Source organism: Enterobacteriaceae bacterium ESL0689, from assembly GCA_029433525.1.
GTDB lineage: Bacteria > Pseudomonadota > Gammaproteobacteria > Enterobacterales > Enterobacteriaceae > JAQTIF01.
Map to the genome: position 1 here is coordinate 1,472,348 of JAQTIF010000001.1, position 24,850 is coordinate 1,497,197.

Below are 24,850 nucleotides of genomic sequence, written 5' to 3' on the forward strand. Positions count from 1 at the left end.
TAATTACTTTTCCGTTGTGGTCGCAGGTTGCATATCACTGGCGTTTTTCTGGACATACTGAGTCAGAACACGTAATTGCTCTTCCGTCAGAGAAGTTCGGGCGGCCATGCCTTTAACGACGCCGATCCACTGGTTAGCGTTAAAGCGATCCAGGGCGGTTAATCCGTGACAGCCCGTACAGTTATTGGCCATCAGATCAGAAGCGTAGTGCCAGATTTTTTGCTGATCATCAATCAGGGTTTTACCTGGTAACCAGACCTGCAATGCCACCTGACGCCAGACCTGTTGTGTTTCTTTATCGGTCATCGTGCTGATGGTTTTAATATTTTTGCGGGCTTCTTCGCCTAACAGAACACTCAGAATACGTTTGCCTTGCGCGGCATAGAGCGCTTCATTGATGCCTTCCTGCTGCCAGGCATCGACTTCTACCAGCGCCATATCGCCTTCACGCTTGATGACTTTCACTTCGGTAGACGGCATCAGATTGCCATCATTGTGATCGCTGATTTTATCCGTCAGCCAGAAAGGCTGAGTCTGAATCGTGTAGAGCGTGGTAGCGCTAGCCGGTGTATTGGCGGCGGCGCTGGCAAGCTGACTGGCACCGGCAGAGGCCAGACCACTCATATTAGGCAGGATGTGCGCCACGCCTTTATGGCAATCGATACAGGTTTTGCCGTCTTTGATGGCTTCCGGGTGCTGATTACGTGCTGTCGGAGACTGAGCCAGAATATCCATTGCTTTGAAGTCATGGCAGGAGCGGCAGGTGGCTGAATCGCTCTTCTTCAGATCATCCCAGACGTTTTGTGCCATCTCCAGTTTATGTGCTTCGAATTTTTCCGGCGTATCAATCTTGCCGGTCATTTCACCCCAGACATCTTTTAAGGCACCAATTTTGGTTGCCAGATAGGAGACCGGTTGATGAGGAACGTGACAATCAGCACATTCGGCACGGATGCCTTTGTCGTTCTGGAAATGGATGCTGCCCTGGTATTCGGCCAGTGGCTGTTGCATGGTGTGGCAGGAAACACAAAACTCGGTATCGCTGGTTTTGTGCATGACTGTTGCCGTTCCGGCTAATAATATGATCCCAATGACGATACCGATCAGTAGGGTCACAATTAATATTTTACGTCTGCTGAGACGTTTTGATGGATAATTGCTCATTACAGCTTCAGTCCTTTCTTAATTATTAATAAAAGCAGGTCAAATAATCATCGTTATATAATTAAATTAATAGCGATAATAGATATCATTATAACGCCATACCTTTCTAACGTATTGATAAAAAAACAGGGTGAAATAATCACCGATATATAAGTAAATTAATAAAGATAGTCGATATCATTATTATTTAAGATCTTTCTAACGTATTGATGAAATAATCACCGTTATATAAATATATTAATAACGGTAATTATCATTCTCCCTTGCTCACCCCGCTGTTATCTGTTGTTCTGCCTGGCTAATACTACGCTCAATTAGCGGACGCCGATTATCATCAGCCGGTAAAAGACGCAGCATCATTTGCCAGGCGGCAATCGCTTGCTGATAGTTTTGTTGTCCGAAAGCGTGAAAGGATAACAAGCTCAGTACCTGAATATTAGTGTGGTCTTCTTTTAATAGTTCATTTAATAAGATACCGGCACGCAGATTATCAGCAGGATGTGGGGAATGGCTTAATACTTCCGCGTAGCTTATCTTTACCTTGTTGTTTTCCGGCGCTAATTGATACGCTCTTTCAACCGCCTGAGAAGCCAGAGTAAAGTTGTTTAATGCCATACCGACACGCTCCAGTAACATCCAGCCAGAGAGATTATCCGGGTACTGGGCCAGGCGAGTGCGTAATCCGAGTGCCAGACGGGCTAGATCTTCCTGACTGAGTGATCGCGCATCGGCAGAGAGGGCACGTTGTATCAGCTGCGGGGTTTGTGTTGTGACTTGCAGCCATTCATCAACCTGTTTAATGCTCGTTGTTTTAAAAAACATACCAAAAGTGAGTAATGAGAGAATAATAACACCGGGGAGATAAATCCAGTCATTTCCTGGGGTTGATTTGTTTTTTAATGTTACCGGGATATCTTCCAGCAGGTTACGCTGAAGATCGGTCACTAACATCGTCTGTTGCTGGCTGTCGCTGAGCGACGATTCCTGTTCCAGCTCCTGTAATCGCTGTTGATAAATCAGGTTATTTAGCTGATCACGGCTGATACTGTCCTGGCTTTGCCAGGGAATGAATAATAATGAAACACAAGCGATCAGTAACACCGCCATCATCAAAAAGGTCAATATCATTGTGGTGGCGTCCTCGTATTGTCCTGCAGTAGCTGTTTCAGGCGTTGTTGCTCTGCGGCATTTAAATCGGATGACTGCTGATCCGTCGTTGGACGGCGACGAGTGATACGCCAGATAACCATGCCGCCGGAGAGAATAAAAAGTATCGGTGCCAGCCAGAGAATCAGCGTCGCAGCGGTCAGGGGAGGATCATAGGTAACAAAGTTACCGTAACGCGCCACCATGTAATCGATAATTTGCTGATGACTCTGACCTTGTTGCATTAACTCGAAAACCTTTTGCCGCATATCGGCGGCAATCATCGAATTAGAGTCGGCGATACTGTTATTCTGGCATTTCGGGCAACGAAGTTGTTCGGTCAGGCTACGAAACTGCTGCTCCTGCGCTTCATCTTTAAATTGCCAGGTATCAATCACCGCGCTTACCTGGCCGCTAATAAAAATGATTAACAGAATCAGCCACTGCTTTTTCATTGTGCCTCCTGGCTATATTGGAGCCATAAAGGCTGTAGTTTTTGTTGCCAGCCCTGTCGGTTTATCGCACCCGTATAACGATAACGAATAATGCCTTGCCCATCGATTAAAAAAGTTTCTGGTGCACCGTAAACGCCAAGATCCAGTCCCAGCATACCGTCGTGATCAAACAGACTCAGCGTATAAGGATTACCGAGGGTTGCTAACCAGTGGCTGGCTTTCTGGCGATCATCTTTATAATTCATGCCGACAATCGTGATCCCTTGCGCTTTGAGGCTATTAAGATATTGATGTTCAGCCCGACAGGTTGGGCACCAGGTTGCCCATACATTCAGTAGTAACGGTTTACCGCTGATTAATGCAGTACGATCATACACTTTACCCGCTGTTTCCAGCGATTCAAGACGAAAAACGGGCAGCGGTTTACCAATTAATGCTGATTCAAGGTCGGCAGGATTATCCCCGCTGCTATTACGTTGTAACTGCCAGAGTAATATGCCAGCCAGCACTAAGAAAAGGATTAAGGGAATAAATAAGATCTTGCGCTTCATTACGCCCTCTTTAGCGACTTGCGCAGACGATAACGGGGATCGAGCATACAAAGCAGGCCACCAAACGCCATTAGCCCACCGCCGTACCAGATCCAGCGAACAAAGGGCTTGTAATAAAGACGTACCGCCCAGCTACCATCTTTCAACTCCTCACCTAATGACGCATAGAGATCGCGTGTGATACCGCCATCAATTGCCGCTTCAGTCATGACCATCCGGCTGGCGTTATAAAAGCGTTTCTCGGCTTTGAGTGTCGCTTCCGGTCGCCCGTGACGCAGCACCTCGATGACGCCCGCGCCACCGCTATAGTTAGGGCCAGCGATGTCATGAACTTCTTTAAATATGAAACGATAAGCGTGAATATCGACGCTATCGCCAGGCTTCATGCGGACATCACGCTCAATACTGTAATTCTGGCTGAACGCAATACCGATCACGGTGATGGCGACACCGACATGACCCGCGACCATACCCCAGTGGCTGCAACTGAGCTTACACACGCCCTGCCACAGAGTGTGACGATCGGTGGCGCGTTCGACCACTTCGGCCATTGACAGGAAAAATATCCACAGCGCCATCACTATCCCGACAACGGTGAGAGCAACAATATGACCCTGCAGCAGCCACGGTAAGGCCAGGGAGAGGATCAGTGTGACCAGCAATGCGACGGCCAGACGTTTTGTCAGGCGTCGCGGATCATCACGTCGCCAGCGCAGCATTGGCCCGATACCGAGCAGGAGAGAAAAGGGCACCATCAACAGGCAAAACAGGGAGTTAAAGAAGGGGGCGCCGACAGAAATGCTGCCGAGGCCGAGCTGTTTATGGACTAATGGCAGAATCGTACCGAGGAGCACCACCAGCATAGCGGCGACCAGCAGCAGATTGTTTGCCAGCAGCAGCGTTTCACGCGACCAGAACTCATGGCGCACTCTGGCACGCACTTTGCCACCTTTGAGGGCATACAGCAGCAAAGAACCGCCGATGACCACCACCAGAAAGGCCAGAATAAACATACCGCGCGCCGGATCAGAGGCGAAGGCGTGAACCGAAACCAGCACCCCGGAACGCACCAGAAAGGTGCCCAGCAGACAGAGTGAAAACGCGGCAATCGCCAGCAGAATCGTCCACGATTTAAAACTGCCACGCTTTTCGGTGACCGCCAGCGAGTGCAGCAATGCCGTTCCCACCAGCCACGGCATCAGGGAGGCATTCTCTACCGGGTCCCAGAACCACCAGCCCCCCCAACCCAGCACGTAATAGGCCCAGCCAGAACCCAGCACGATGCCGAGGGTGAGAAATAACCACGCTGCCTGGGTCCAGGGACGTGACCAGCGTGCCCAGGCGCTGTCCAGCCTGCCAGCCATTAAGGAGGCGATAGCAAATGCGAAAGCGACGGAAAAGCCGACATATCCCATGTACAGCAATGGAGGATGAAAGATCAGGCCAATATCCTGCAGCATCGGATTAAGATCCGCGCCTTCAATTGGATAGTCCGGCAGGGTGCGCAGGAACGGATTAGAGGTCAACAGAATAAATAGCAGAAAACCGGTGTTAATCATCCCCATCACCGCCAGTACGCGCGCGACGGCCTCAAGAGGAATATGACGGCTCCATATGGCAACGGCAAAAGTCCAGCCGCTCATCAACAGCATCCATAACAGCAGTGATCCCTCATGGGAACCCCAGGTGGCCGCGACCCGATACCAGACCGGTAACTGGGTGTTGGAGTTATTGACGACATAAGCAACGGTAAAGTCGTTGCTGATAAAGGCATATACCAGCAATAGAAAAGCACAGAGGATAGCTAAAAATAGCGCCCAGCTTAACGGACGCGCCAGCGCCATCATACGGTTATCCTGGCGACTGACTCCCCATAGCGGATAACCACTTAATAACGCGGCGATCCCCAGCGCCAGGCACAATAAAAAGTTGCCCCATTCCGGCATCATGGATGTTGTCCCTCCATGCCCGCCGCGTGTTGTTCTTCCATCGCCGCTTTGACTTCCGGTGGCGTATAGTTTTCATCATGTTTAGCCAGCACTTCACGCACGGTAATGGTGGCAGGGGCGGTTAATTCCCCTTGCGCCACGACCCCCTGTCCTTCACGAAACAGGTCCGGCAGGATCCCTTCATAGCTGATATCGACAACGCCACAAGCATCATAGAGTTTAAATGTCACCTTTAATGAATGATCATCGCGTTGCACACTGCCTGGCATCACCATACCACCAATGCGCAAACGCTGGCCGACTTCGGGTTTCTGACCGCTTTCTTTTTTGCCGTAGATGACTTCACCGGGAGTATAGAACAGATCAATATTGGCGCGCAGCGCATAGAGCACCAGCAGTACCGTGAGTGTCAGGCCGGCCAGTACCGCCAGCGCTAACCATAACCGTGTTTTACGACGAGGATTCATGCTGTCTCCTCTTTGACGGATTGTTGACGGCGTGCGGCAGAAATGCGGCGTGCATTATCCTGCTGACGGCGAATCTCCCGTAACAGACGCTTTTGCTGTCGGCGGGTGTGGATCACCAGGGCAAGCAGGGGACACAGTGTAAAAATGACCGCCAGCCAGACATAGAAAGCGTAACCGCCCATCAGCCAGAACTCATGCCACGAAGAAAAAGCACTACTCATTGACGCCTCCCTGTCGGTTTGCCAGCGCGATGACCCACGGACGTCGCCGTTCCAGTAATAAAATTGCGTTACGTAAGCGCATACAGGTAAATGTCAAAAATAATAAAAGAAAGGCGAAAATGGTGCAGCGTAATGGCATACGCATAGAGGGATCGATCGTTTTCTGAATATTGGTCGATCCCTGATGCAGGGTATTCCACCATTCGACGGAAAAGTGGATGATCGGCAGATTGACGACACCCACCAGTACCAGGATCCCGGCGGCACGACCGGCAAGGCGACGGTCATCAAAGGCGTTATAGAGGGCGATAGTCCCGATATAGAGGAACAGCAACACCAGTTCTGAGGTCAGCCGCGCATCCCAGACCCACCAGGTTCCCCACATTGGTTTGCCCCAGGTAGCCCCGGTGACCAGCGCAATAAAGGTATATATCGCACCCACCGGCGCCATCGCGGCGACGCTCAGATCTGCCATTTTCCACTGCCAGACCAGGCCGACAAATGCCGCGCAGGCCATTGAGGCGTAGATTCCCATTGACCAGATAGCCGCCGGAACATGTAAATACATGATGCGATAGCTCTGTCCTTGCTGATAGTCTGCCGGTGCGTAGACGAATCCCCAGACACAACCCACCACCAGCAGGGCAATACTCAGACCTGCCAGCCAGGGAAGGATAAGACCGCAGAACCGAAACAGGCGCTCGGGCTGGGCGAATTGATGTAATGCCTTCATAGTATTTGCTCAAATTACTAATAAAAATGGTGTTCCATTTGTGTCTTACGCCAGCTGAATCCGGCGGCTATTGTATGCTAATACGCAGTGCAGCAGCGGTGGCAAAAGGGCTCAGCGTCGCACTGCCGACCAGAAAAGCGCCGAGGATAGCCAGATAACCAGCGATCGGCAACTGCATTTGCGTCGCATCTACCGCGGCAGTGGCAAAGATTAATAGCGGAATTGTCAACGGCAGGACAAGAAGACTTAATAAAACGCCGCTACGACCTAAACCGACGGTCAAACCGGTGCCAATGGCACCGATAAAACTTAAGGTCGGTGTCCCTAATAACAGTGTTAAGGCTAACGTCTGCCAGCTTTGCCAGGAGAGACCGAATAACAGTGCGACCAGCGGCGACAATAAGAGCAGCGGGAGGCCAGTGACCACCCAGTGCGCAGCGATTTTTGCCATAACGATGATGGAAAGTGGTGTTGACATCAACATCATCTGTTCCAGCGAGCCATCCAGATAATCATCACGAAAAAGCCTGTCCATGCCTAATAACGCGGCCAGCAGTGCCGCAACCCAGACAATCCCTGGTGCAATCTGTGTCAATACGCGAGGTTCCGGGCCGATACCAAGCGGAAAGAGAGTGATGACGATCACAAAGAACCACAGAGGATTAAAAATTTCCGCATTATTACGAAATGCGAGATGTAAATCACGCCAGAAAACGCGCCAGAAAATAGGTTTTATCATGATGGCATTATTTCGTGAGTACTGAGTCGCAGTGTGCGTAAAGGGACACTGAGCGGGCGTAAGGGTTGATGCGTAGTGATAATCACCGCTCCGCCTTGCCGGACATGTTGTTCCACTCGTGTAGTAATGGTCTCGATACCTTGTTGATCAAGTGCAGTTAATGGTTCATCAAGGATCCAGAATGGAGCATCGGTTAACCACAGCCTGGCCAGTGCCACCCGACGTTGTTGCCCGGCGGAAAGCAAGGCGACGGGAACGTCTTCATAGCCTACCATCCCGACCTGTGCCAGCGCTTGCCAGCGTTGCTGTCGCGAATGACGGGGATGATAAAAACACAGATTTTCATCGGCGGTCATGGTGCCTTTAATGCCAGTACGGTGGCCGAGCCAGTGCAGATGGCTATACCAGGCTTGCCGCTGGTGGAACAGCGGCTCCCCTTGCCATAATATCTGCCCCTGATCAGGCCGCGCTATTCCTGCCAGCAAGCGTAATAGCGACGTTTTTCCGGCACCATTGTGTCCGGCAATTTGTAAGACTTCACCGTGCTGTAAAGTAAAAGAAACCTCACTAAACAACACGTTATCATCTCGCTCACAGGTAATATTGATAATTTCCAGCATTAAAATTTTCTAAATATGGCAAAAGACGTTATAAATACAATGAAAAACATGCAGGACATTTTAAATGTATAAAATCAAATTAATAGGATTTAGATGAGCTATTTATAAAATATTTTGTCTGCAGTTGTTGATTTTGTAGCAAATTGACATGTTCTATTCCCGAATGACGGACTCCGACAGGGGCAGCCGCTTGTTCTGTCGGGGGCCGTCTTCACGATTCTTCTGCCAGTACTGGTGATGGCGCGTTATCTCTCAGTGTCAGGATAATTGTCACCCCCGCTGAAAAATTAGTCTGAGGGCATGGAGTGACAAATGAAACGTATTTCCCCTGAACGAAAATCGGCCATACTGGTTAAATTATTGCCTCCTTACAACATGTCGGTTTCCACCGTTGCACAAATGGAAGGAATAGCCGAAGCTACCCTCTATAACTGGCGTAATCAGGCTAAACAGGAGGGGAAACCCGTGCCCGGCGCAGGGTTGCCTGCCGTGAAGTGAACCTGAGCCTTCGCACCTGGCAGCGCTGGCAAAAGCATCATGAAGATGGCCGTCTGACAGTCGTCAGGCCGGTGTCGGTTAACCGTCTGAGTCCTGAGAAAGAGCACCGTCACAGCGGGATATGTTATGTCACGCCCGCAGAACGGCATCGTGGTGAAGACAGGGCCCTGCTGAAACAGCGTGATGAACTGTATCGTCAGGCACAGAAAGCGCATCCGGAGCGCGGGTCAGGGAAGACAAGAAACTGGCAGCCGGAAGGCCCGGTGACATTAAATCCGGAACAGGAAAAACAGGCAGTTTAAATTAAACAGGGGTGACAACTGTCTTGACACTTACCGCTGTGGTAAGAGCAACAGTTTATGTAATGAAAAATATAATCTGTATTCTGTATTTGAGATTTAGCCCTGTATCGCTGATTTGACGGCATACAGATAAAATATAATCGTTGTCATCCGTTCGGAGTGACAGCAACAGTCTGTTTTGTAATAGTTCCAGTTCTGCAGGTCTTTCACTGTATCTCTTTATCATTGCTGTTCCCTGGGTAATACAGATTAAGAGCCTATCCCATTAGGCTATTTTACTTGCCATTTTGTCCCTGGGCAGTGCTCGAAATCCTCACATACTCCGTGTACGCTGCGGTTTCTGCGCGCTGTCCGTGTCCAAACTGGCTGCGCCAATAACGCCTGGTTGGATAGGCTCTAAACAAAAAAGCCCCAGCTAAGGGGCTTATGCTGTTCTGAACAGGTTAAGCATATCTGGATGCTTTTCAATGACCCGCAACAGTTTAAGACTGCTACCGGTGGGAGTTCTCTTTTGCTGTTCCCAGGCTTGTACCAGAGAAGGAGAGACACCCACTACCTGGGCAAACTCATTTTGTTTGAGCTTCGCTTTTGTGCGGATAGCTTTCACATCGGGCATCTCAAAGGTCGTAACACGAGCTGGGGCAACAATACCCCGTTTGATGGCTACGGCTTCGTTGGCACTCTCGATCAGCTCGTCAAAGAGTTCTTTTCTCATTTCATCCCCCTTGCCTCCTGGGAGGCTTGCTCTATACCTTCTACGGCTTTCTTCAACTGATTCTTTTCAGCATTAGTGAGATTGTCTTTCTCGTTCTTTGGGTAAGCGATAAGAAGGAATACTTCGTTATCTGCTGTCAGATAGTAGTATATGACCCTGATACCACCACTCTTACCCATACCAGGCAAAGCCCAGCGAATCTTACGGCAACCGCCCGTACCTGATATGGTATCGCCTGCGGTGGGATTTTGCCTTAGCACTTCCTGAAACTCCCGGAGTTCGTCGGGTGAAAGCAATCCATCGATTACTCTCTGAAAGACTTTGGTTTCAATGAAGTGTAGTAAATTCATTCCTTTAATTTTATCTCACTCGCACACTGTATGAGTTTATCTTAGTGGTACTGTGTAAGAGTTACAAGCCCTTTTTGATGATAAGTTAACCGTTCTTTTAAGTGGGTAAGCCGTATACCCTCAGTGTCAGGATAGTTGTCACCTCCGCTGAAAAATCAGTCTGAGGGTATGGAGTGACAAATGAAACGTATTTCCCCTGAACGAAAAACAGCCATACTGGCTAAATTGCTGCCTCCCTACAACATGGCGGTTTCCACTGTTGCACAAATGGACGGAATATCCGAAACTACCCTCTATAACTGGCGTAATCAGGCTAAACAGGAGGGGAAACCCGTGCCCGGCGCAGACAAAAACAGTGAACAGTGGCCTACGGAAGCCCGCTTCACCGCCATCGTGGAAACCGCCATATTTTCTGAGGCTGAAGTGGCAGAATACTGCCGTAAAAAAGACCTTTATCCGGAGCAGAGCCAGAAAGAGAATAAACAACTGAAGAGAAAGCTGATCCGTAAGGAGAAGGCTCTGGCGGAGGCGGCAGCGATACTGGTACTGCGAAAAAAGCTCAGGGATTATTACGGGGAAACGGATGGGGACGACTGACGCCTGCGGATGAGCGTTAGCAGCTCATCCGGTGGATTAATGAGGCCGTCGCGGCAGGAGCCCGGCGCTAAGGTGATAAAACAGGATGTTAATTTTTTGTATTATCTGTAATTATCACTGGCATCCCTGAGTTATCACCCCTATCGGATAAGAGGTCATCAATGACGATTGAACGTACACTTTCTATTATTAAACCTAACGCTGTAGCCAAGAATGTGATTGGCGCTATTTTTTCCCGTTTTGAGCTCGCTGGATTTAGCATCGTGGCGATTAAGATGATCCATCTGACGGCTGAACAGGCGCGCGGTTTTTATGCCGAGCACCAGGGACGCCCGTTCTTTGATGGACTGGTGGCATTTATGACCTCCGGGCCGATTGTGGTCACTGTTCTGGAGGGGGAAAATGCCGTGCAGCGCCACCGTGATCTGTTAGGTGCGACCAATCCGGCCCAGGCGTTGACCGGGACACTGCGCGCTGATTATGCCGATAGCGCCACTGAAAACGGCACGCATGGTTCTGATTCGCAGGCGTCGGCGGCTCGCGAGATCGCCTATTTTTTTGCTGAAGATGAAATTTGCCCGCGCACGCGCTAAGTGCTGCCCGCGATTAACACGCGATTTTTTACACTTTATTGCGTGGCTGGGGTATCAAGCCGTGGTATCCCAGCGCCAGAGCCTGTACAATGCTGCCCCCCAGCGGCGTGTCTGCCATCTTTCAGGGGCCATAATGTGTCACAACGAGGCCGGAATAAATCATGTCACAACAAATTATCACCCCCACTAACGTCGCGCTGACGACGCCGGAAAAAGAGAGCAAAGTGAATCTGCTCGATCTCAATCGTCAGCAAATGCGTGAGTTTTTCATCACGATGGGTGAAAAACCCTTCCGCGCCGATCAGGTGATGAAGTGGATGTATCACTATTGCAGCGATAACTTTGATGAGATGACGGATATCAACAAAGTATTGCGTGCTAAATTACACCAGGTGGCTGAAATCCGCGCGCCACAAGTGGTTGAGGAACAACGTTCCAGCGATGGTACGATTAAATGGGCGCTTGCTGTCGGCGATCAACGGGTGGAGACGGTTTATATTCCGGAAGATGATCGGGCCACATTATGCGTTTCTTCGCAGGTAGGTTGTGCGCTGGAGTGTCGGTTTTGTTCAACGGCACAACAGGGTTTTAACCGTAATTTACGGGTTTCTGAAATTATCGGTCAGGTATGGCGGGCCGCCAAAATCGTTGGTGCCGAAAAAATAACCGGTCAGCGGCCGATTACCAATGTGGTTATGATGGGAATGGGGGAACCATTACTGAATCTGACCAACGTGGTTCCGGCGATGGAAATCATGCTTGATGATTTCGGTTTTGGTCTTTCTAAACGTCGTGTCACGCTTTCCACCTCCGGCGTGGTTCCGGCCCTGGATAAGCTCGGGGATATGATTGATGTGGCGCTGGCCATCTCTTTACATGCGCCTAATGATACGATCCGCAATGAAATCGTTCCGCTCAACAGGAAATATAATATCGCGACTTTTCTGCAATCGGTGCGCGGCTATATTGCGAAGTCTAATGCTAACCAGGGGCGCGTTACGGTCGAATATGTGATGCTGGATCATGTCAACGATGATACTGAGCATGCCCACGAACTCGCCGCATTGCTAAAAGAGACACCTTGTAAGATTAATCTGATCCCGTGGAATCCCTTCCCTGGCGCACCTTATGGCAGAAGTTCCAATAGTCGTATCGATCGCTTTGCTAAAGTGCTGATGGCATATGGTTTTACAACCATTGTGCGTAAAACCCGTGGTGACGACATTGATGCAGCCTGTGGGCAACTGGCGGGAGATGTGATTGACCGCACCAAACGGACGTTGCGCAAAATGAGTCAGGGTGAAGTGATCCCGGTCAGGGAGAGATCCGCGTCGTAAGAACCGCTATGCGCAGTATTTGCGCAATGCCAGCGCTGGAGAACTGGCAGTCTGGCAAAAGAAACAGGTTTATCAATAATTACAGTGCGTTTTTATCCGCTTTGAGGCAGTATGTGATACTTATAATTGACTGGTGTTCCCTGTTGACAAGAGTCAGTTGGTCATCACGCAGACAGGGCTATGCTTATTTTTATATTAAGTATCGGATAATTAAAGATAATTTCGCGGCGCAGGGTGAACCGGCGCTGAATTTTAAATTCATGTACCAGTAGTTGTCGAATGAACACTGAAGCCACTCAAGATCACCAGGAACTCACTACTGCAGGCGCGCGCCTGCGTCACGCACGTGAACAACTTGGACTCAGCCAGAAAACGGTAGCGGAACGTCTGTGCCTGAAGATTTCCACTGTGCGTGACATTGAGGACGATATCGCGCCGACTGAACTGGCTGCCACTTTTTTACGTGGCTATATTCGTTCTTATGCGCGTCTTGTCCATATTCCGGAAGATGAACTGCTACCGATAATAGAAAATCAGTCGCCCGTGAATACGGTTAAAATGAAGCCAGTACAGAAGGTTATGCTGGGAAAAAAGCGCAAAAAACGCGATGGCTGGTTGATGGGTATCACCTGCCTGGTGTTATTTGTAGTCGTTGGCCTGAGTGGTATCTGGTGGTGGCAGGAGCATAAAGCGCAACAGGAAGAGATTAGCGCGATGGCAGGCCAGCCTGTGGCGATTGAATTGAACTCCGCCGGGCATATACCGGCTGCCGTGCCGGAGCGTCGCCCGGCTGTATCGGAAACTGTTCATCCTGTGGATACGGCCACTGAAGTGGCTCCCCTTGCGCAGAACACCACACTGCCGACCACCCCCGGTAAGCCTACGCTCGCCCCGGCTCAGACTGAAGTGAATACCCCAACGGCCATCCCGCCTGCCACAGCGTTGCCAGCCGTGGCGGCAGATAGCAGCACGCAGCCTGACACCACGCAGGATTTAGTGATCAATTTTTCTGATGAATGCTGGCTGGAAGTGAGCGATGCGCGCGGGAAAAAATTATTCAGCGGTTTGCAACATAAAGGGGAGCATCTGAATCTGAATGGCCAGGCACCGTATAAGCTGACGATTGGCGCACCGGCAGCGACACAAATCCTCTATCGGGGGAAAGCTGTCGACTTAAGCCGCTTCATCAAAGCGCATCAGGTTGCGCGTTTGACCCTTAACGATGAATCCTCATCGGCACAGTAATAAACGGGTAACGCGGGAGATTTTTCATGCATAATCAAGCGACTATTCAACGCAGAAAATCAAAGCGGATCTATGTGGGTCGTGTACCGATCGGTGATGGCGCGCCCATTGCTGTACAGTCAATGACCAATACCCGCACCACCGATGTGACTGCGACAGTTAACCAAATCAAAGCATTAGAACGAGTGGGGGCCGATATTGTACGGGTATCGGTGCCGACGATGGATGCCGCAGAGGCGTTCAGGCTGATTAAGCAGCAAGTTTCGCTGCCGCTCATTGCCGATATCCATTTTGACTATCGTATTGCGCTGAAAGTGGCGGAATATGGCGTCGATTGCCTGCGTATCAATCCCGGTAATATCGGTAGTGAAGAGCGTATCCGGATGGTGGTTGATTGTGCGCGTGATAAAAATATTCCGATCCGTATTGGGGTGAATGCCGGTTCACTGGAAAAAGACTTACAGGAAAAATATGGTGAACCCGTCCCGCAGGCGCTGCTGGAATCCGCGATGCGGCATGTCGACTATCTCGATCGGCTCAACTTCGATCAGTTCAAAGTCAGTGTCAAGGCGTCAGATGTCTTTCTCGCGGTCGAATCCTATCGTTTGCTGGCTAAACAGATAGAACAGCCTTTACATCTTGGGATCACCGAGGCAGGAGGCGCACGGAGTGGTGCGGTGAAGTCGGCGATTGGTCTTGGGATGCTGTTAGCCGAGGGGATCGGCGATACCCTGCGTGTTTCGCTGGCGGCTGATCCGGTAGAAGAGATCAAAGTCGGATTTGATATTCTGAAATCGTTACGTATCCGTTCACGTGGGATTAATTTTATCGCCTGTCCCACCTGTTCCCGCCAGGAGTTTGATGTTATCAGTACGGTGAATGCCCTGGAGCAGCGTCTGGAGGATATTATCACCCCGATGGATGTTTCGATTATTGGTTGCGTGGTTAATGGTCCGGGTGAAGCGCTGGTTTCGACCCTTGGGGTGACCGGTGGTAATAAAAAGAGTGGTCTTTATGAAGATGGTGTGCGAAAAGATCGGCTGGATAACAACGATATGATTGCACAACTGGAAACCCGTATTCGGGCAAAGGCATCGATGCTCGATCAGCAACGTCGCATCAATATTCAGCAGGATACAAAAGAGTAATCCATCCCGTAGGGTATTTTTCGTGCAGGATCGATTCCGCAGGCATAAGATATCAGGGGTTATTTTTGTATATTAATAAAGAGATTAAACGTGGCTAAGAATATTCAGGCTATCCGTGGCATGAACGATTATCTGCCGGGCGAGACCGCTCTCTGGCAACGTATTGAAAACTCACTGAAACAAGTGCTTGGCAGCTATGGTTACAGCGAAATTCGTTTGCCGATTGTTGAGCAGACTCCGTTATTTAAACGCGCTATCGGTGAAGTGACCGATGTGGTTGAAAAAGAGATGTACACCTTTGAGGATCGTAACGGCGATAGCCTGACTTTACGCCCCGAAGGAACCGCCGGTTGCGTGCGAGCGGGTATCGAACACGGGCTGTTATACAATCAGGAACAGCGTCTGTGGTATATCGGGCCGATGTTTCGCCATGAACGGCCGCAGAAAGGACGTTATCGTCAGTTTCATCAGATAGGTATCGAAGTGTTTGGTCTGCAGGGGCCTGATATTGACGCTGAACTGATTATGCTGACTGCCCGCTGGTGGCGGATGCTGGGGATCGCTCAGCATGTGACGCTGGAGCTGAACTCTATTGGTTCGCTGGCATCGCGCACCGCGTATCGCGATGCGCTGGTGGCTTATCTTGAGCAATTTAAAGATCAACTTGATGAAGATTGTCAGCGCCGCATGTACAGCAATCCACTGCGTGTCCTTGACTCGAAAAATCCACATGTTCAGACGTTACTGAACGACGCACCGGTATTGAGCGACTATCTGGATGAAGACGATCGCGCCCATTTCAGCGGGTTGTGCGCACTGCTTGATGACGCAGGTATCGCTTACCACGTCAATCCGCGTCTGGTGCGTGGCCTGGATTACTATAATCGTACTGTATTCGAGTGGGTCACCACTACCTTGGGTGCGCAAGGGACAGTCTGTGCGGGAGGCCGTTATGATGGTCTGGTAGCGCAACTGGGAGGACGGGAAACGCCCGCCGTCGGTTTTGCTATGGGGCTGGAACGTCTGGTATTGCTGGTTCAGGCGGTCAATCCTGAATTTAGTGCTGATCCGGTGGTGGATGTCTACCTGGTCGCCAGTGGTGCAGATACTCAGTTTGTCGCAATGCGCCTGGCTGAGCGGCTTCGTGATGAGTTACCGGGGATCAAATTAATGGTTAATCACGGTGGCGGCAACTTTAAGAAACAGTTTGCCCGCGCGGATAAATGGGGAGCGTGTGTGGCGCTGGTTATTGGCGAGTCAGAAATAGCAACCGATAATGTAGTGGTCAAAGATCTACGTTCAGGTCAGCAAACTACCGTCACCCAGGATAATATCGCTGCGCATTTACTGGCGATTTTAGGTTAATTCCCGCAGATCCTGAATCAGGAGAAGGAAAACGTGGAAACGTATAATAACGAACATGATCAGATCGAAGCCCTGAAGTATTTTTTTATCGATAACGGTAAAGCATTAGCGATTGGCGCGATTATCGGTATTGCTGCGCTGGTGGGCTGGCGCTACTGGAGTACTTATCAACAGGATTCGGCGAGAGAAGCCTCGCTCGCCTATGAAAAAGTCACTTCTGCGCTTGCCTCGGATAAACCAGAAGCGGTGAAGATGGCGAGCCAGTTTGTGGCCGATAACAAAAACAGTTACGGTGCTTTCGCCTCGCTGAAACTGGCGCAGTATTTTGGCGATAAAAATGACTGGCAAAATGCTGAGAAACAGCTTCAGCAAGGTTTAGCGGCGGTGTCAGATGACAATCTGCATGCGATTATTGCGATACGTCTTGCGCGCGTACAACAGCAGTTGAAAAAAGCGGATGACGCGCAGAAAACGCTTGATAGTATTAAAAGTGCGGGCTGGGAGGCGAGGGTTGCTGATCTGCGTGGCGATATTCTGCTGAATAAAGGCGATAAGCAAGGGGCTCGCGCTGCCTGGGAAGAGGGTGTCAAAAATAGCGTTTCCCCGCAGTTCAGTGAAGTTATGCTGATGAAAATTAATAATTTAGCCATCTGAGAGGGCGTGATGCGATTGCGTAAATTACTTTTACCAGGGCTGCTTTCCATTAGCTTATTAAGCGGTTGTTCGTTGTTTAATAGCGAAGAAGATGTGGTAAAAATGTCGCCTCTGCCATCGGTGACGAATCAGTTCACCCCCTCTACCGCCTGGAGCACATCGGTAGGTCATGGCACTGGTGAGTTTTACTCCAGTCTGCATCCGGCTTTCGCCGATGGCATCATTTATGCCGCAGATCGTAACGGTACGGTCAGCGCGCTGAATACCGGTGATGGTAAAGCGATATGGTCGGTTAACCTGGCTGAAAAAGAGGGCTGGTTTTCGCGCCAGTCAGCACTGCTTTCTGGTGGGCTGACGGTCTCCGGTGGTCATATCTATGTTGGCAGCGAAAAAGCACAGCTGTATGCATTGAACACCAGCGACGGTAGCGTTGCCTGGCAGACAAAGGTGGCTGGCGAAGCGCTTTCCCGGCCGGTAGTCAGCGATGGCATGGTGCTGGTTCATACCAGTAATGGCCAGCTTCAGGCGCTGAACACCGCCGATGGCACCGTACAGTGGACGGTCAATCTCGATATGCCAGCGCTTTCTCTGCGTGGTGAGTCGGCACCGGCCGTCGCTTATGGTGCAGCGATTGTCGGTGGCGATAATGGCCGTGTCAGTGCGGTACTGATGCAGCAGGGGCAGATTATCTGGCAGCAGCGCATTTCGCAGGCCAGTGGAATAACAGAAATCGATCGCCTGAACGATGTTGACACCACCCCTGTGGTGGTCAATGGTGTTATTTATGCGCTGGCCTACAATGGTAATCTGGTGGCGCTCGATTTACGTAGTGGGCAAATTATCTGGAAGCGTGAGCTGGGTTCCGTCAGCGATTTTATTGTCGATGGTAATCGTATCTATCTGGTCGATCAGAATGATCGTTTACTGGCACTGAGCACTGAAGGCGGCATCACAATATGGACACAGAGCGACCTTCTGCATCGCTTGCTGACCGCACCGGTGTTGTATAATGGTTATCTGGTGGTCGGTGATGGCGAAGGCTATCTGCACTGGCTAAGTGCCCAGGATGGTCACTTTGTCGCTCAGCAGAAAGTCGACAGTTCCGGTTTTCATAGTCAGCCGATCGTCGCCGAAGGTCAATTGCTGATCCAGGCACGAGATGGCACGCTGTATGCGATGACGCATTAATCAGTCTGGCAGTGATATGAATGCGAAACGGCCCCTGACAGACAGGGGCCGTTTTATACTGTTTTTGATAACGTCGGTTAATGACGTTGCTTAGTGATTTGATGAGGCTTTTAACATGATACCAGTGGTCGCGCTTGTCGGGCGCCCTAATGTTGGGAAATCCACGCTTTTTAACCGCTTAACGCGGACTCGTGATGCGCTGGTCGCGGATTTCCCTGGGCTGACTCGCGATCGTAAATATGGTCGTGCTGAGGTCGATGGTTGCGAATTTATCTGCATCGATACCGGGGGTATCGAAGGAACAGAAGAGGGCGTGGAAAGCCGTATGGCGGAACAGTCGCTACTGGCGATTGAAGAAGCGGATGTGGTGCTGTTTATGGTGGACGCCCGTGCCGGACTGATGCCCGCCGATATTGCCATCGCGAAACATCTGCGTGCCCGCGAAAAGCCAACTTTTCTGGTAGCCAACAAAACCGATGGTATTGACGCCGATCAGGCAATAGCCGATTTCTGGTCACTGGGGCTGGGGGATATCCATCCTATTGCGGCATCACATGGTCGCGGAGTGACCAGTTTGCTGGAACAAGTGCTTCTGCCCTGGATGGCGGAGCAAAATTCAGGCGATCAGTCAGCTGAAGAGGAAGATCTGACTGGATTAACGATGCAGCAATATGATGAAGAGAGTGAAGCGGCGGAGGAAGCGTTTAATCCACAGGATTTGCCGATCAAACTGGCGATTGTTGGTCGTCCAAATGTCGGGAAATCGACATTAACTAATCGTATTCTGGGTGAAGATCGGGTGGTGGTTTACGATATGCCGGGGACGACCCGTGATAGCATCTATATTCCCATGCAGCGCGATGATCGTGAATATGTATTGATCGATACGGCGGGCGTGCGTAAACGTGGAAAAATCACCGAGACAGTAGAAAAATTCTCGGTGATCAAAACACTGCAGGCAATAGAAGATGCAAATGTGGTGTTACTGGTGATTGATGCACGGGAAGGGATTTCTGACCAGGATCTCTCATTGCTGAGTTTTATCCTCAACAGTGGCCGTTCACTGGTGATTGTGGTCAACAAGTGGGACGGCCTGAGTCAGGAAGTTAAGCAACAGGTGAAGGAAACACTGGATTTCCGGCTGGGTTTTATCGATTTTGCCCGTGTGCATTTTATTTCTGCGTTGCATGGTAGCGGCGTGGGGAATCTGTTTGAGTCGGTAAAAGAGGCTTATGACAGCGCGACGAACCGTGTCGGGACAGCCATCCTGACCCGGATTATGACAATGGCAGCGGAAGAACATCAGCCGCCGCTGGTGCGTGGGCGACGGGTAAAACTGAAATACGCACATGCCGGAGGCTACAATCCACCGATTGTGGTGATACATGGTAATCAGGTGAATGATTTACCCGATTCTTACCGGCGTTATCTGATGAACTATTTCCGTAAATCACTGAAAGTCATGGGAACACCTATTCGCATTCGTTTTAAGGAAGGCGAAAATCCCTTTGCCGGTAAGCGCAATACACTGACGCCTAATCAGCTACGTAAACGTAAACGCTTGATTAAACATATCAAAAAGGGCAAATAGCCCCCCATGCCAGGCAGCGCCACGGATCAATAACCGCAATGATGACATCTGCCCGTAGGCAGATGATAAACGCAGGTGATTTTTGTTCTCGTGGTGCTAGCGGTCTGCCGGATCAACCATGAATCGTTCGCCACAATTTCCCCGATCAAACTGCGGCTGAAATGAATGGTCTGTCAGTGGCGCATTGATGGCAGTGGCTTTAATAAAGACCTGGATCCCGGTCAGATGAGCGGGATAACCGTGACAGATCAGTTTAAAGGCGTTGACGCTGTGTTCGCCATAAACCCCGGCTACGGTAACATCAAAAGTTTCACGATCGATATATTGGCCATAATAGTGGGTCAGCAGCGTACCCAGCGGGCTGTGCTTTATTTCATCATCAAATCTGATCATCGTGGCAAAATAAGCGTCCGGATCGAAACCAAAACAGACACCATGTTTAGCATATTCATAGCGCTCAAGACATGAACCGGCGCCAGCCCCCGGCATCACTTTACTGAGTTGACGCATGATTTCCGCTGACACTCCCGTGTCTGCGGCCTGGCATTTATCGCGCGATCTCACCTCTGGCATATCAGGCACAGGACGGGCGGCACAACCAAAACGTCGCCAGCGTCGCTGATCGACCCCATAAGCCGCAACAGATTCAGGTAAATCTGGCCATAAACCGTGCACGCTAAGCAGGTCAGTGGTATGGGATAACTGGCCGGGTGAGCGGCACTCCGCTGGCGGCTGGATCATCGCCTGATGATTCATGCTATGGCAGAACCCCGCTTGCCAGGAGAGGGCAAGGACATAATGATTAAAATCGCTATATTGTGTGGCAATAAGGGGAGTGGCGCTCAGTGGTGCGGAGATAAGCAAAAAAACGATAGCAATGAGATTGTTATTAGCCATATTCATTCTTTGTTATAAACAAACAGTCAATGATCAAAACATAAAAGGGTACGGTCAGGGTGAGCATACTTTTCGCCTGCCATGAAGACAAGGTACTATAGTCACGCTTGCCAGACAGGCGCTCTGAGATGCCAGCGATCTATTTCGGCTGAGAATATTCTATTCACTATTTTAGTGCCGTGGCGCAAGTGACTCAGAATATAGACTAGGGTGTGTCCCGTAACTATTTTTTGTACAATCTGGTATCTGTCTCACTACAGGAAGTCCTTTAGATATGGCTCGCTACGATTTCCCGGATGAGGCGTGGGCACTGATTTCTCCCATGCTACCACCTGAAAAAGCCTCTTCCAGAGGGGGACGCCCTTATTTTTCTCACAGACACGTCATGAATGGCATATTCTGGATCCTTTGTTCCGGTGCCCCATGGCGGGATTTACCTGAACGTTACGGCTGCTGGAAAACGATATATAACCGTTTTAACCGGTGGTCAAAAAGTGGCGTAATGAACAGTATTTTCAATAAATTACTTCAGATACTTGATGAAAAATCGTTGATTGACTGGGATGTCATCGCACTTGACGGAAGTAACATCAGGGCCCTGAAAGCGGCTGCGGGTGCAAAAAAAAATATCCCGATGACTCAGATGACCATGGGCTGGGTCGCTCACGCGGCGGCTTTGGCACCAAAATCCATCTGGCAACAGATGGTACAGGATTACCCTTAAGTTTCTGCCTGAGCGGTGGGCAGGCTCACGAAAGTCAGTACGCAAAACCCTTACTCAGACAAATCGGTGTTATTCGAAAAAGTGGTTGTCTGAAGTCGCGCCCCAAAGCTGTGCTGGCGGATAAAGGATACTCAGGCAGTAATCTTCGTATTTATTTAAAAACGAAGGGAATAAAGGCAGTTATTCCTTTCAAATCAAACGAAAAAGCAAGCCGTGATGGTCGTCGAGCGCTGGATCGTCAGTTATATAAAAAGCGCAATGTGGTGGAACGCTGCTTTGCAATACTGAAAGAAAACCGTCGAATAGCCACGCGCTCAGAAAAAATAGCCAGAAACTATCTGAGCATGCTAAAACTGGGGGCAATCAGGTTGTTTTTAAGGCGCTTGTTAGGTTAAAGGACACAGCCTAATATTATTTTAATCTTTCTGGAAATAGATATTGGTGATAATACCGTGCTGAAAAAAAATCAGGCTTTAACTTATTTATTTGTTTTTACATGTTTTTTGTTATCCTGTCACCAGGCAGTTGCCTCATTTTCCTCGACTCTCCGTGAAGGTTACAATACATTAAGCGATAACATTGAAAAAACGTGGCAGCACGATGAGCACTACGATTTATATCTCCCGGCGATTACATGGCATGCCCGCTTTGCCTATGACAGACAAAAAATCGATAAATATAACGAACGTCCGTGGGGAGCCGGAGGAGGAATTTCACGCTGGGATGATAAAGGGAACTGGCATGGTCTGTACTTAATGGCCTTTAAAGACTCTTTTAATAAATGGGAACCGATAGGCGGTTATGGCTGGGAGAAAAACTGGTATCCCCTCGCCGATAATCATTTTCGTCTGGGCTTGGGTTATACCGTAGGGGTGACGGCACGTCATAACTGGCGCTATATTCCGGTGCCATTAGCCTTACCGTTAGCGTCTGTGGGTTATGGGCCGGTAACTTTCCAGATGACCTATATCCCAGGCACCTATAACAATGGCAATGTCTGCTTTGCCTGGGCGCGTATCCAGTTTTAACGATATTCGCTATATCTTAGTCATAAATGAAATAAGTGCATTTTCTGTGTAAAAACAGTAAATAAAATGCGATCAGCTGAAAAAATATAGACTTTTGTCATTTTTTAGTAAACTTTGGCTGGACAAAAAGTACGACAATTGATGTACTGACGCTTGGCATAATACTGATGTCGTTTTTCATAAAAGGTAATTTTGATGTCTAAGATTAAAGGTAGCGTTAAGTGGTTTAATGAGTCCAAAGGATTCGGTTTCATTACGCCTGAAGATGGCAGTAAAGATGTGTTTGTTCATTTCTCTGCCATTCAGTCCAATGGTTTTAAAACTCTGGCGGAAGGTCAGCGCGTAGAGTTCGAAATTACTAGCGGTGCCAAAGGACCTTCAGCGGCTAACGTCAACGCTATCTGAGTATTGTGGCAACAGATATGAAAACCCGCATTAGCGGGTTTTTTTGTTCTGTTATCGACCCGTAGCATGAGAAAAGAGCCAGAATCCACTGGCTGTCATGAGCAGTGAGCCCGCCATATTGAGCAGAATATTGAGTAAAGCCCAGTGGATGCGCCCTTGTTGCAGTAGCAGAAAAACCTCGGAGGAAAATGTTGAAAACGTTGTCAGTCCACCACAAAAACCGGTCGTGATCAGCAGCTTCCACAGCGGATCGATATCAGGCAGACGATGAAACCACGCCAGCCCGGCACCGATAATCAATGCTCCTGACAGATTCGCGGCGAGCGTGCCAACGGGAATGGCGGTGTGCATCGCATTGAGTTTGATACCTAACCACCAGCGCAACAGACTACCGCTACCACCACCAATAAAAATGGCTAACATGAGTCGCAACACTTGTCTCTCCTGCGATTAGCTTCGAATTAGTGACCAGTTTAATCGTTATCAGTCCGCGCTGGCTACGTATCAGTTATTTGTTAATTGCGCAATATATGTAAAAATAGACAGCTAAAGGGGCGTGCATATCCGGTGATATCAGCCACAGGCTGACTTCCTTGTCATGATAGCGGTGTTTTTCAGATAGATTGCTGATGCACATTGTTACAAATTGCTATTGTGTCAATCTGGTAAATAGCCGTTAATAGATTAGTTACAGCGTGTTTGAGAGAAAAGGTTGAGTTATGGGTGAGATCAGTATTACCAAATTATTAGTTGTCGCCGCATTGGTTGTGCTGGTGTTTGGCACCAAAAAATTACGCACCCTCGGTGGGGATCTGGGTTCTGCGATCAAAGGTTTTAAGAAAGCCATGAATGATGACGATAGCGTAAAGCCAACTCATGTCGAAGAAGAAGCGTCGGCTCAGAAGTTGTCTCATAAAGAGTAACCCAGGGGACGATTGCCGGCGGCCGGTGTCGCAACGCACAGTCTGAAAAATAACGGCAGTAAAAAGCGCCACACACGGCGCTTTTGTTATATCGGTTGCACACCAGGTGTATTCGTAATTTGCGATGTGAGCCACCCGCAGCAGGCAGGCCACTGTTATTTCACTTCTACGCCTTTGGCCTGTAAATCAGCATGATAAGATGAGCGCACAAAGGGGCCACAGGCAGCGTGGGTAAATCCCATTGCCAGTGCTTCGGCTTTCATGGCGGCAAATTCATCCGGACTCACGTAGCGCTGAACAGGCAGATGATGGCGGCTCGGTTGCAGATACTGACCTAAGGTTAACATCGTCACCCCGTGGCGACGGAGATCGCGCATCACAGCAATAATCTCTTCGTTGGTCTCACCAAGCCCGGTCATCAATCCCGATTTAGTCGGAATATCCGGATGTGCTTGTTTAAATTGTGCCAGAAGTTTCAGTGACCAGTGATAATCAGCGCCAGGGCGAATCTGACGATACAGACGGGGCACATTTTCCAGGTTGTGATTGAAGACATCCGGTGGGGCAGATTTGAGAATAGCCAGTGCCCGATCCATCCGTCCGCGAAAATCAGGCACCAGGGTTTCAATTTTAATCGCCGGATTTTTTTCACGGATGGCGGTAATGCAATCGGCAAAGTGTTGCGCGCCGCCATCACGCAGATCATCACGGTCAACGGAAGTGACAACCACATAGCGCAATCCCATATCAGCGATGGTTTGCGCCATTTTTTGTGGCTCGTCAGGATCCGGGCTAAGCGGGCGTCCATGTGCCACATCACAGAACGGACAACGACGGGTACAGATTGCGCCGAGGATCATAAAAGTGGCCGTTCCGTGATTAAAGCACTCCGCAAGGTTAGGGCAGGAGGCCTCTTCGCAGACTGAGTGCAAGCCATTTTTACGCATTGCTGATTTAATCCCCTGAATACGGGAAGAGTCAGCAGGCAGTTTTATTTTCATCCATTCCGGTTTTCTGAGCAGGGTTTCACGCTCCGTCACGACATTTTTCACCGGAATAAGAGCCATTTTATCAGCATCGCGGTACTTGACCCCGCGTTCCATTACAATAGGTTTACTCATAGTATGCCTGTTGGTTTCCGTTGCAGATAAGAGAAAAAAGCTAACTAATTCAAATAGCTATTGAAAATGTAAACTATTTTTTAATAAAAAGGGCAGTATAGCATTGATAGCCGCGCGTCTGCTG

At 49.6% G+C, this 24,850-nt stretch carries 28 protein-coding genes and 2 pseudogenes; 15 read left to right on the plus strand and 15 right to left on the minus strand.

Going from position 1 to position 24,850, the window contains the following annotated elements; translation table 11 throughout:
* Window positions 1-3: 3 nt before the first annotated feature.
* The 10 genes from PT300_07180 to ccmA all read right to left on the minus strand — a co-directional run bounded on the left by PT300_07180 (window position 4) and on the right by ccmA (window position 8,045).
* The gene (locus PT300_07180; protein MDF7680382.1) at window positions 4-1,164 is read right to left on the minus strand and encodes a NapC/NirT family cytochrome c; all 1,161 of its coding nucleotides are present in this window, start codon (window positions 1,162-1,164) and stop codon (window positions 4-6) included.
* A gap of 267 nt (window positions 1,165-1,431) precedes the next feature.
* The gene (gene ccmI, locus PT300_07185) at window positions 1,432-2,292 is read right to left on the minus strand and encodes a c-type cytochrome biogenesis protein CcmI (protein ID MDF7680383.1); all 861 of its coding nucleotides are present in this window, start codon (window positions 2,290-2,292) and stop codon (window positions 1,432-1,434) included.
* Window positions 2,289-2,765, minus strand: a complete 477-nt coding sequence (locus PT300_07190) for a cytochrome c-type biogenesis protein CcmH (GenBank protein ID MDF7680384.1) — start codon at window positions 2,763-2,765, stop codon at window positions 2,289-2,291. The genes ccmI and PT300_07190 overlap by 4 nt, the downstream gene beginning before the upstream one ends.
* Window positions 2,762-3,316 (minus strand): DsbE family thiol:disulfide interchange protein, encoded by a 555-nt coding sequence (locus PT300_07195; protein MDF7680385.1) that lies wholly within the window; start codon window positions 3,314-3,316, stop codon window positions 2,762-2,764. Before PT300_07195 ends, PT300_07190 begins: the two co-directional genes overlap by 4 nt.
* Window positions 3,316-5,265: a heme lyase CcmF/NrfE family subunit gene (locus PT300_07200; GenBank protein ID MDF7680386.1), complete on the minus strand. Its 1,950-nt coding sequence runs from the start codon at window positions 5,263-5,265 to the stop codon at window positions 3,316-3,318. Before PT300_07200 ends, PT300_07195 begins: the two co-directional genes overlap by 1 nt.
* Window positions 5,262-5,732 (minus strand): cytochrome c maturation protein CcmE, encoded by a 471-nt coding sequence (gene ccmE, locus PT300_07205; GenBank protein MDF7680387.1) that lies wholly within the window; start codon window positions 5,730-5,732, stop codon window positions 5,262-5,264. The genes PT300_07200 and ccmE overlap by 4 nt, the downstream gene beginning before the upstream one ends.
* The gene (gene ccmD, locus PT300_07210) at window positions 5,729-5,953 is read right to left on the minus strand and encodes a heme exporter protein CcmD (protein ID MDF7680388.1); all 225 of its coding nucleotides are present in this window, start codon (window positions 5,951-5,953) and stop codon (window positions 5,729-5,731) included. The genes ccmE and ccmD overlap by 4 nt, the downstream gene beginning before the upstream one ends.
* A complete protein-coding gene (locus tag PT300_07215; protein ID MDF7680389.1) occupies window positions 5,946-6,686 on the minus strand; it encodes a heme ABC transporter permease in 741 nt (246 codons plus the stop codon). Before PT300_07215 ends, ccmD begins: the two co-directional genes overlap by 8 nt.
* Window positions 6,687-6,753: 67 nt before the next feature.
* Window positions 6,754-7,425 carry a heme exporter protein CcmB gene (gene ccmB, locus PT300_07220; GenBank protein ID MDF7680390.1) on the minus strand — a complete coding sequence of 224 codons (672 nt, stop codon included), beginning with the start codon at window positions 7,423-7,425 and terminating at the stop codon, window positions 6,754-6,756.
* Window positions 7,422-8,045 carry a cytochrome c biogenesis heme-transporting ATPase CcmA gene (ccmA, locus tag PT300_07225; protein ID MDF7680391.1) on the minus strand — a complete coding sequence of 208 codons (624 nt, stop codon included), beginning with the start codon at window positions 8,043-8,045 and terminating at the stop codon, window positions 7,422-7,424. Before ccmA ends, ccmB begins: the two co-directional genes overlap by 4 nt.
* Before the next feature lie 312 nt (window positions 8,046-8,357).
* Here ccmA and PT300_07230 point away from each other — a divergent pair.
* Both PT300_07230 and PT300_07235 read left to right on the plus strand, forming a co-directional pair.
* Window positions 8,358-8,519, plus strand: a pseudogene (locus PT300_07230) (transposase).
* Between the two features lie 125 nt (window positions 8,520-8,644).
* A pseudogene (locus PT300_07235) lies at window positions 8,645-8,845 on the plus strand (IS3 family transposase).
* Window positions 8,846-9,269: 424 nt separating this feature from the next.
* Here PT300_07235 and nadS read toward each other — a convergent pair.
* Window positions 9,270-9,560 carry a NadS family protein gene (gene nadS, locus PT300_07240; protein ID MDF7680392.1) on the minus strand — a complete coding sequence of 97 codons (291 nt, stop codon included), beginning with the start codon at window positions 9,558-9,560 and terminating at the stop codon, window positions 9,270-9,272.
* Entirely contained in the window at window positions 9,557-9,910 is a 354-nt protein-coding gene (locus PT300_07245; protein ID MDF7680393.1) for a type II toxin-antitoxin system RelE/ParE family toxin, read from the minus strand. Before PT300_07245 ends, nadS begins: the two co-directional genes overlap by 4 nt.
* Window positions 9,911-10,090: 180 nt before the next feature.
* Between PT300_07245 and PT300_07250 the strand changes: the two genes are divergently transcribed.
* From PT300_07250 to der, 9 genes are all read left to right on the plus strand, one after another.
* Window positions 10,091-10,507, plus strand: a complete 417-nt coding sequence (locus PT300_07250; GenBank protein ID MDF7680394.1) for a transposase — start codon at window positions 10,091-10,093, stop codon at window positions 10,505-10,507.
* Window positions 10,508-10,668: 161 nt separating this feature from the next.
* The gene (gene ndk / locus PT300_07255; GenBank protein ID MDF7680395.1) at window positions 10,669-11,100 is read left to right on the plus strand and encodes a nucleoside-diphosphate kinase; all 432 of its coding nucleotides are present in this window, start codon (window positions 10,669-10,671) and stop codon (window positions 11,098-11,100) included.
* Window positions 11,101-11,261: 161 nt separating this feature from the next.
* Window positions 11,262-12,437 (plus strand): bifunctional tRNA (adenosine(37)-C2)-methyltransferase TrmG/ribosomal RNA large subunit methyltransferase RlmN, encoded by a 1,176-nt coding sequence (locus tag PT300_07260; protein ID MDF7680396.1) that lies wholly within the window; start codon window positions 11,262-11,264, stop codon window positions 12,435-12,437.
* A gap of 279 nt (window positions 12,438-12,716) precedes the next feature.
* Window positions 12,717-13,682: a cytoskeleton protein RodZ gene (gene rodZ, locus PT300_07265; protein ID MDF7680397.1), complete on the plus strand. Its 966-nt coding sequence runs from the start codon at window positions 12,717-12,719 to the stop codon at window positions 13,680-13,682.
* A 26-nt stretch (window positions 13,683-13,708) separates the two neighbouring features.
* Window positions 13,709-14,830, plus strand: a complete 1,122-nt coding sequence (ispG, locus tag PT300_07270) for a flavodoxin-dependent (E)-4-hydroxy-3-methylbut-2-enyl-diphosphate synthase (GenBank protein MDF7680398.1) — start codon at window positions 13,709-13,711, stop codon at window positions 14,828-14,830.
* A gap of 90 nt (window positions 14,831-14,920) precedes the next feature.
* Window positions 14,921-16,195, plus strand: a complete 1,275-nt coding sequence (gene hisS / locus PT300_07275; protein MDF7680399.1) for a histidine--tRNA ligase — start codon at window positions 14,921-14,923, stop codon at window positions 16,193-16,195.
* A 33-nt stretch (window positions 16,196-16,228) separates the two neighbouring features.
* Window positions 16,229-16,849 carry a YfgM family protein gene (locus PT300_07280; GenBank protein MDF7680400.1) on the plus strand — a complete coding sequence of 207 codons (621 nt, stop codon included), beginning with the start codon at window positions 16,229-16,231 and terminating at the stop codon, window positions 16,847-16,849.
* 9 nt (window positions 16,850-16,858) lie between these two features.
* Window positions 16,859-18,037, plus strand: coding sequence for an outer membrane protein assembly factor BamB (bamB, locus tag PT300_07285; GenBank protein MDF7680401.1), 1,179 nt, complete (start codon window positions 16,859-16,861; stop codon window positions 18,035-18,037).
* 124 nt (window positions 18,038-18,161) lie between these two features.
* Complete coding sequence (der, locus tag PT300_07290; protein ID MDF7680402.1) at window positions 18,162-19,628, plus strand: ribosome biogenesis GTPase Der; 1,467 nt, start codon at window positions 18,162-18,164, stop codon at window positions 19,626-19,628.
* Window positions 19,629-19,724: 96 nt separating this feature from the next.
* Here the strand turns inward: der and PT300_07295 are convergent, their stop codons facing one another.
* On the minus strand, window positions 19,725-20,525 hold the full coding sequence (locus tag PT300_07295) for a ribonuclease I (GenBank protein ID MDF7680403.1): 801 nt from the start codon (window positions 20,523-20,525) through the stop codon (window positions 19,725-19,727).
* A 274-nt stretch (window positions 20,526-20,799) separates the two neighbouring features.
* Between PT300_07295 and PT300_07300 the strand changes: the two genes are divergently transcribed.
* From PT300_07300 to cspE, 3 genes are all read left to right on the plus strand, one after another.
* Window positions 20,800-21,644 (plus strand): IS5 family transposase gene (locus PT300_07300; GenBank protein ID MDF7680404.1). Its coding sequence is split into 2 segments (ribosomal slippage): window positions 20,800-21,145 and window positions 21,145-21,644, totalling 846 coding nucleotides; the frame shifts between segments, so codons are not numbered across the junction.
* Window positions 21,645-21,659: 15 nt separating this feature from the next.
* Window positions 21,660-22,277: a lipid IV(A) palmitoyltransferase PagP gene (gene pagP / locus PT300_07305; protein MDF7680405.1), complete on the plus strand. Its 618-nt coding sequence runs from the start codon at window positions 21,660-21,662 to the stop codon at window positions 22,275-22,277.
* Window positions 22,278-22,472: 195 nt separating this feature from the next.
* On the plus strand, window positions 22,473-22,682 hold the full coding sequence (gene cspE / locus PT300_07310; protein ID MDF7680406.1) for a transcription antiterminator/RNA stability regulator CspE: 210 nt from the start codon (window positions 22,473-22,475) through the stop codon (window positions 22,680-22,682).
* A 51-nt stretch (window positions 22,683-22,733) separates the two neighbouring features.
* On the opposite strand, the gene crcB is transcribed toward cspE, so the two are convergent.
* Window positions 22,734-23,117, minus strand: a complete 384-nt coding sequence (gene crcB, locus PT300_07315; GenBank protein MDF7680407.1) for a fluoride efflux transporter CrcB — start codon at window positions 23,115-23,117, stop codon at window positions 22,734-22,736.
* A gap of 284 nt (window positions 23,118-23,401) precedes the next feature.
* Between crcB and tatE the strand changes: the two genes are divergently transcribed.
* The gene (gene tatE, locus PT300_07320; protein ID MDF7680408.1) at window positions 23,402-23,605 is read left to right on the plus strand and encodes a twin-arginine translocase subunit TatE; all 204 of its coding nucleotides are present in this window, start codon (window positions 23,402-23,404) and stop codon (window positions 23,603-23,605) included.
* A gap of 155 nt (window positions 23,606-23,760) precedes the next feature.
* On the opposite strand, the gene lipA is transcribed toward tatE, so the two are convergent.
* Complete coding sequence (lipA, locus tag PT300_07325) at window positions 23,761-24,726, minus strand: lipoyl synthase (protein MDF7680409.1); 966 nt, start codon at window positions 24,724-24,726, stop codon at window positions 23,761-23,763.
* Window positions 24,727-24,850: the final 124 nt, after the last annotated feature.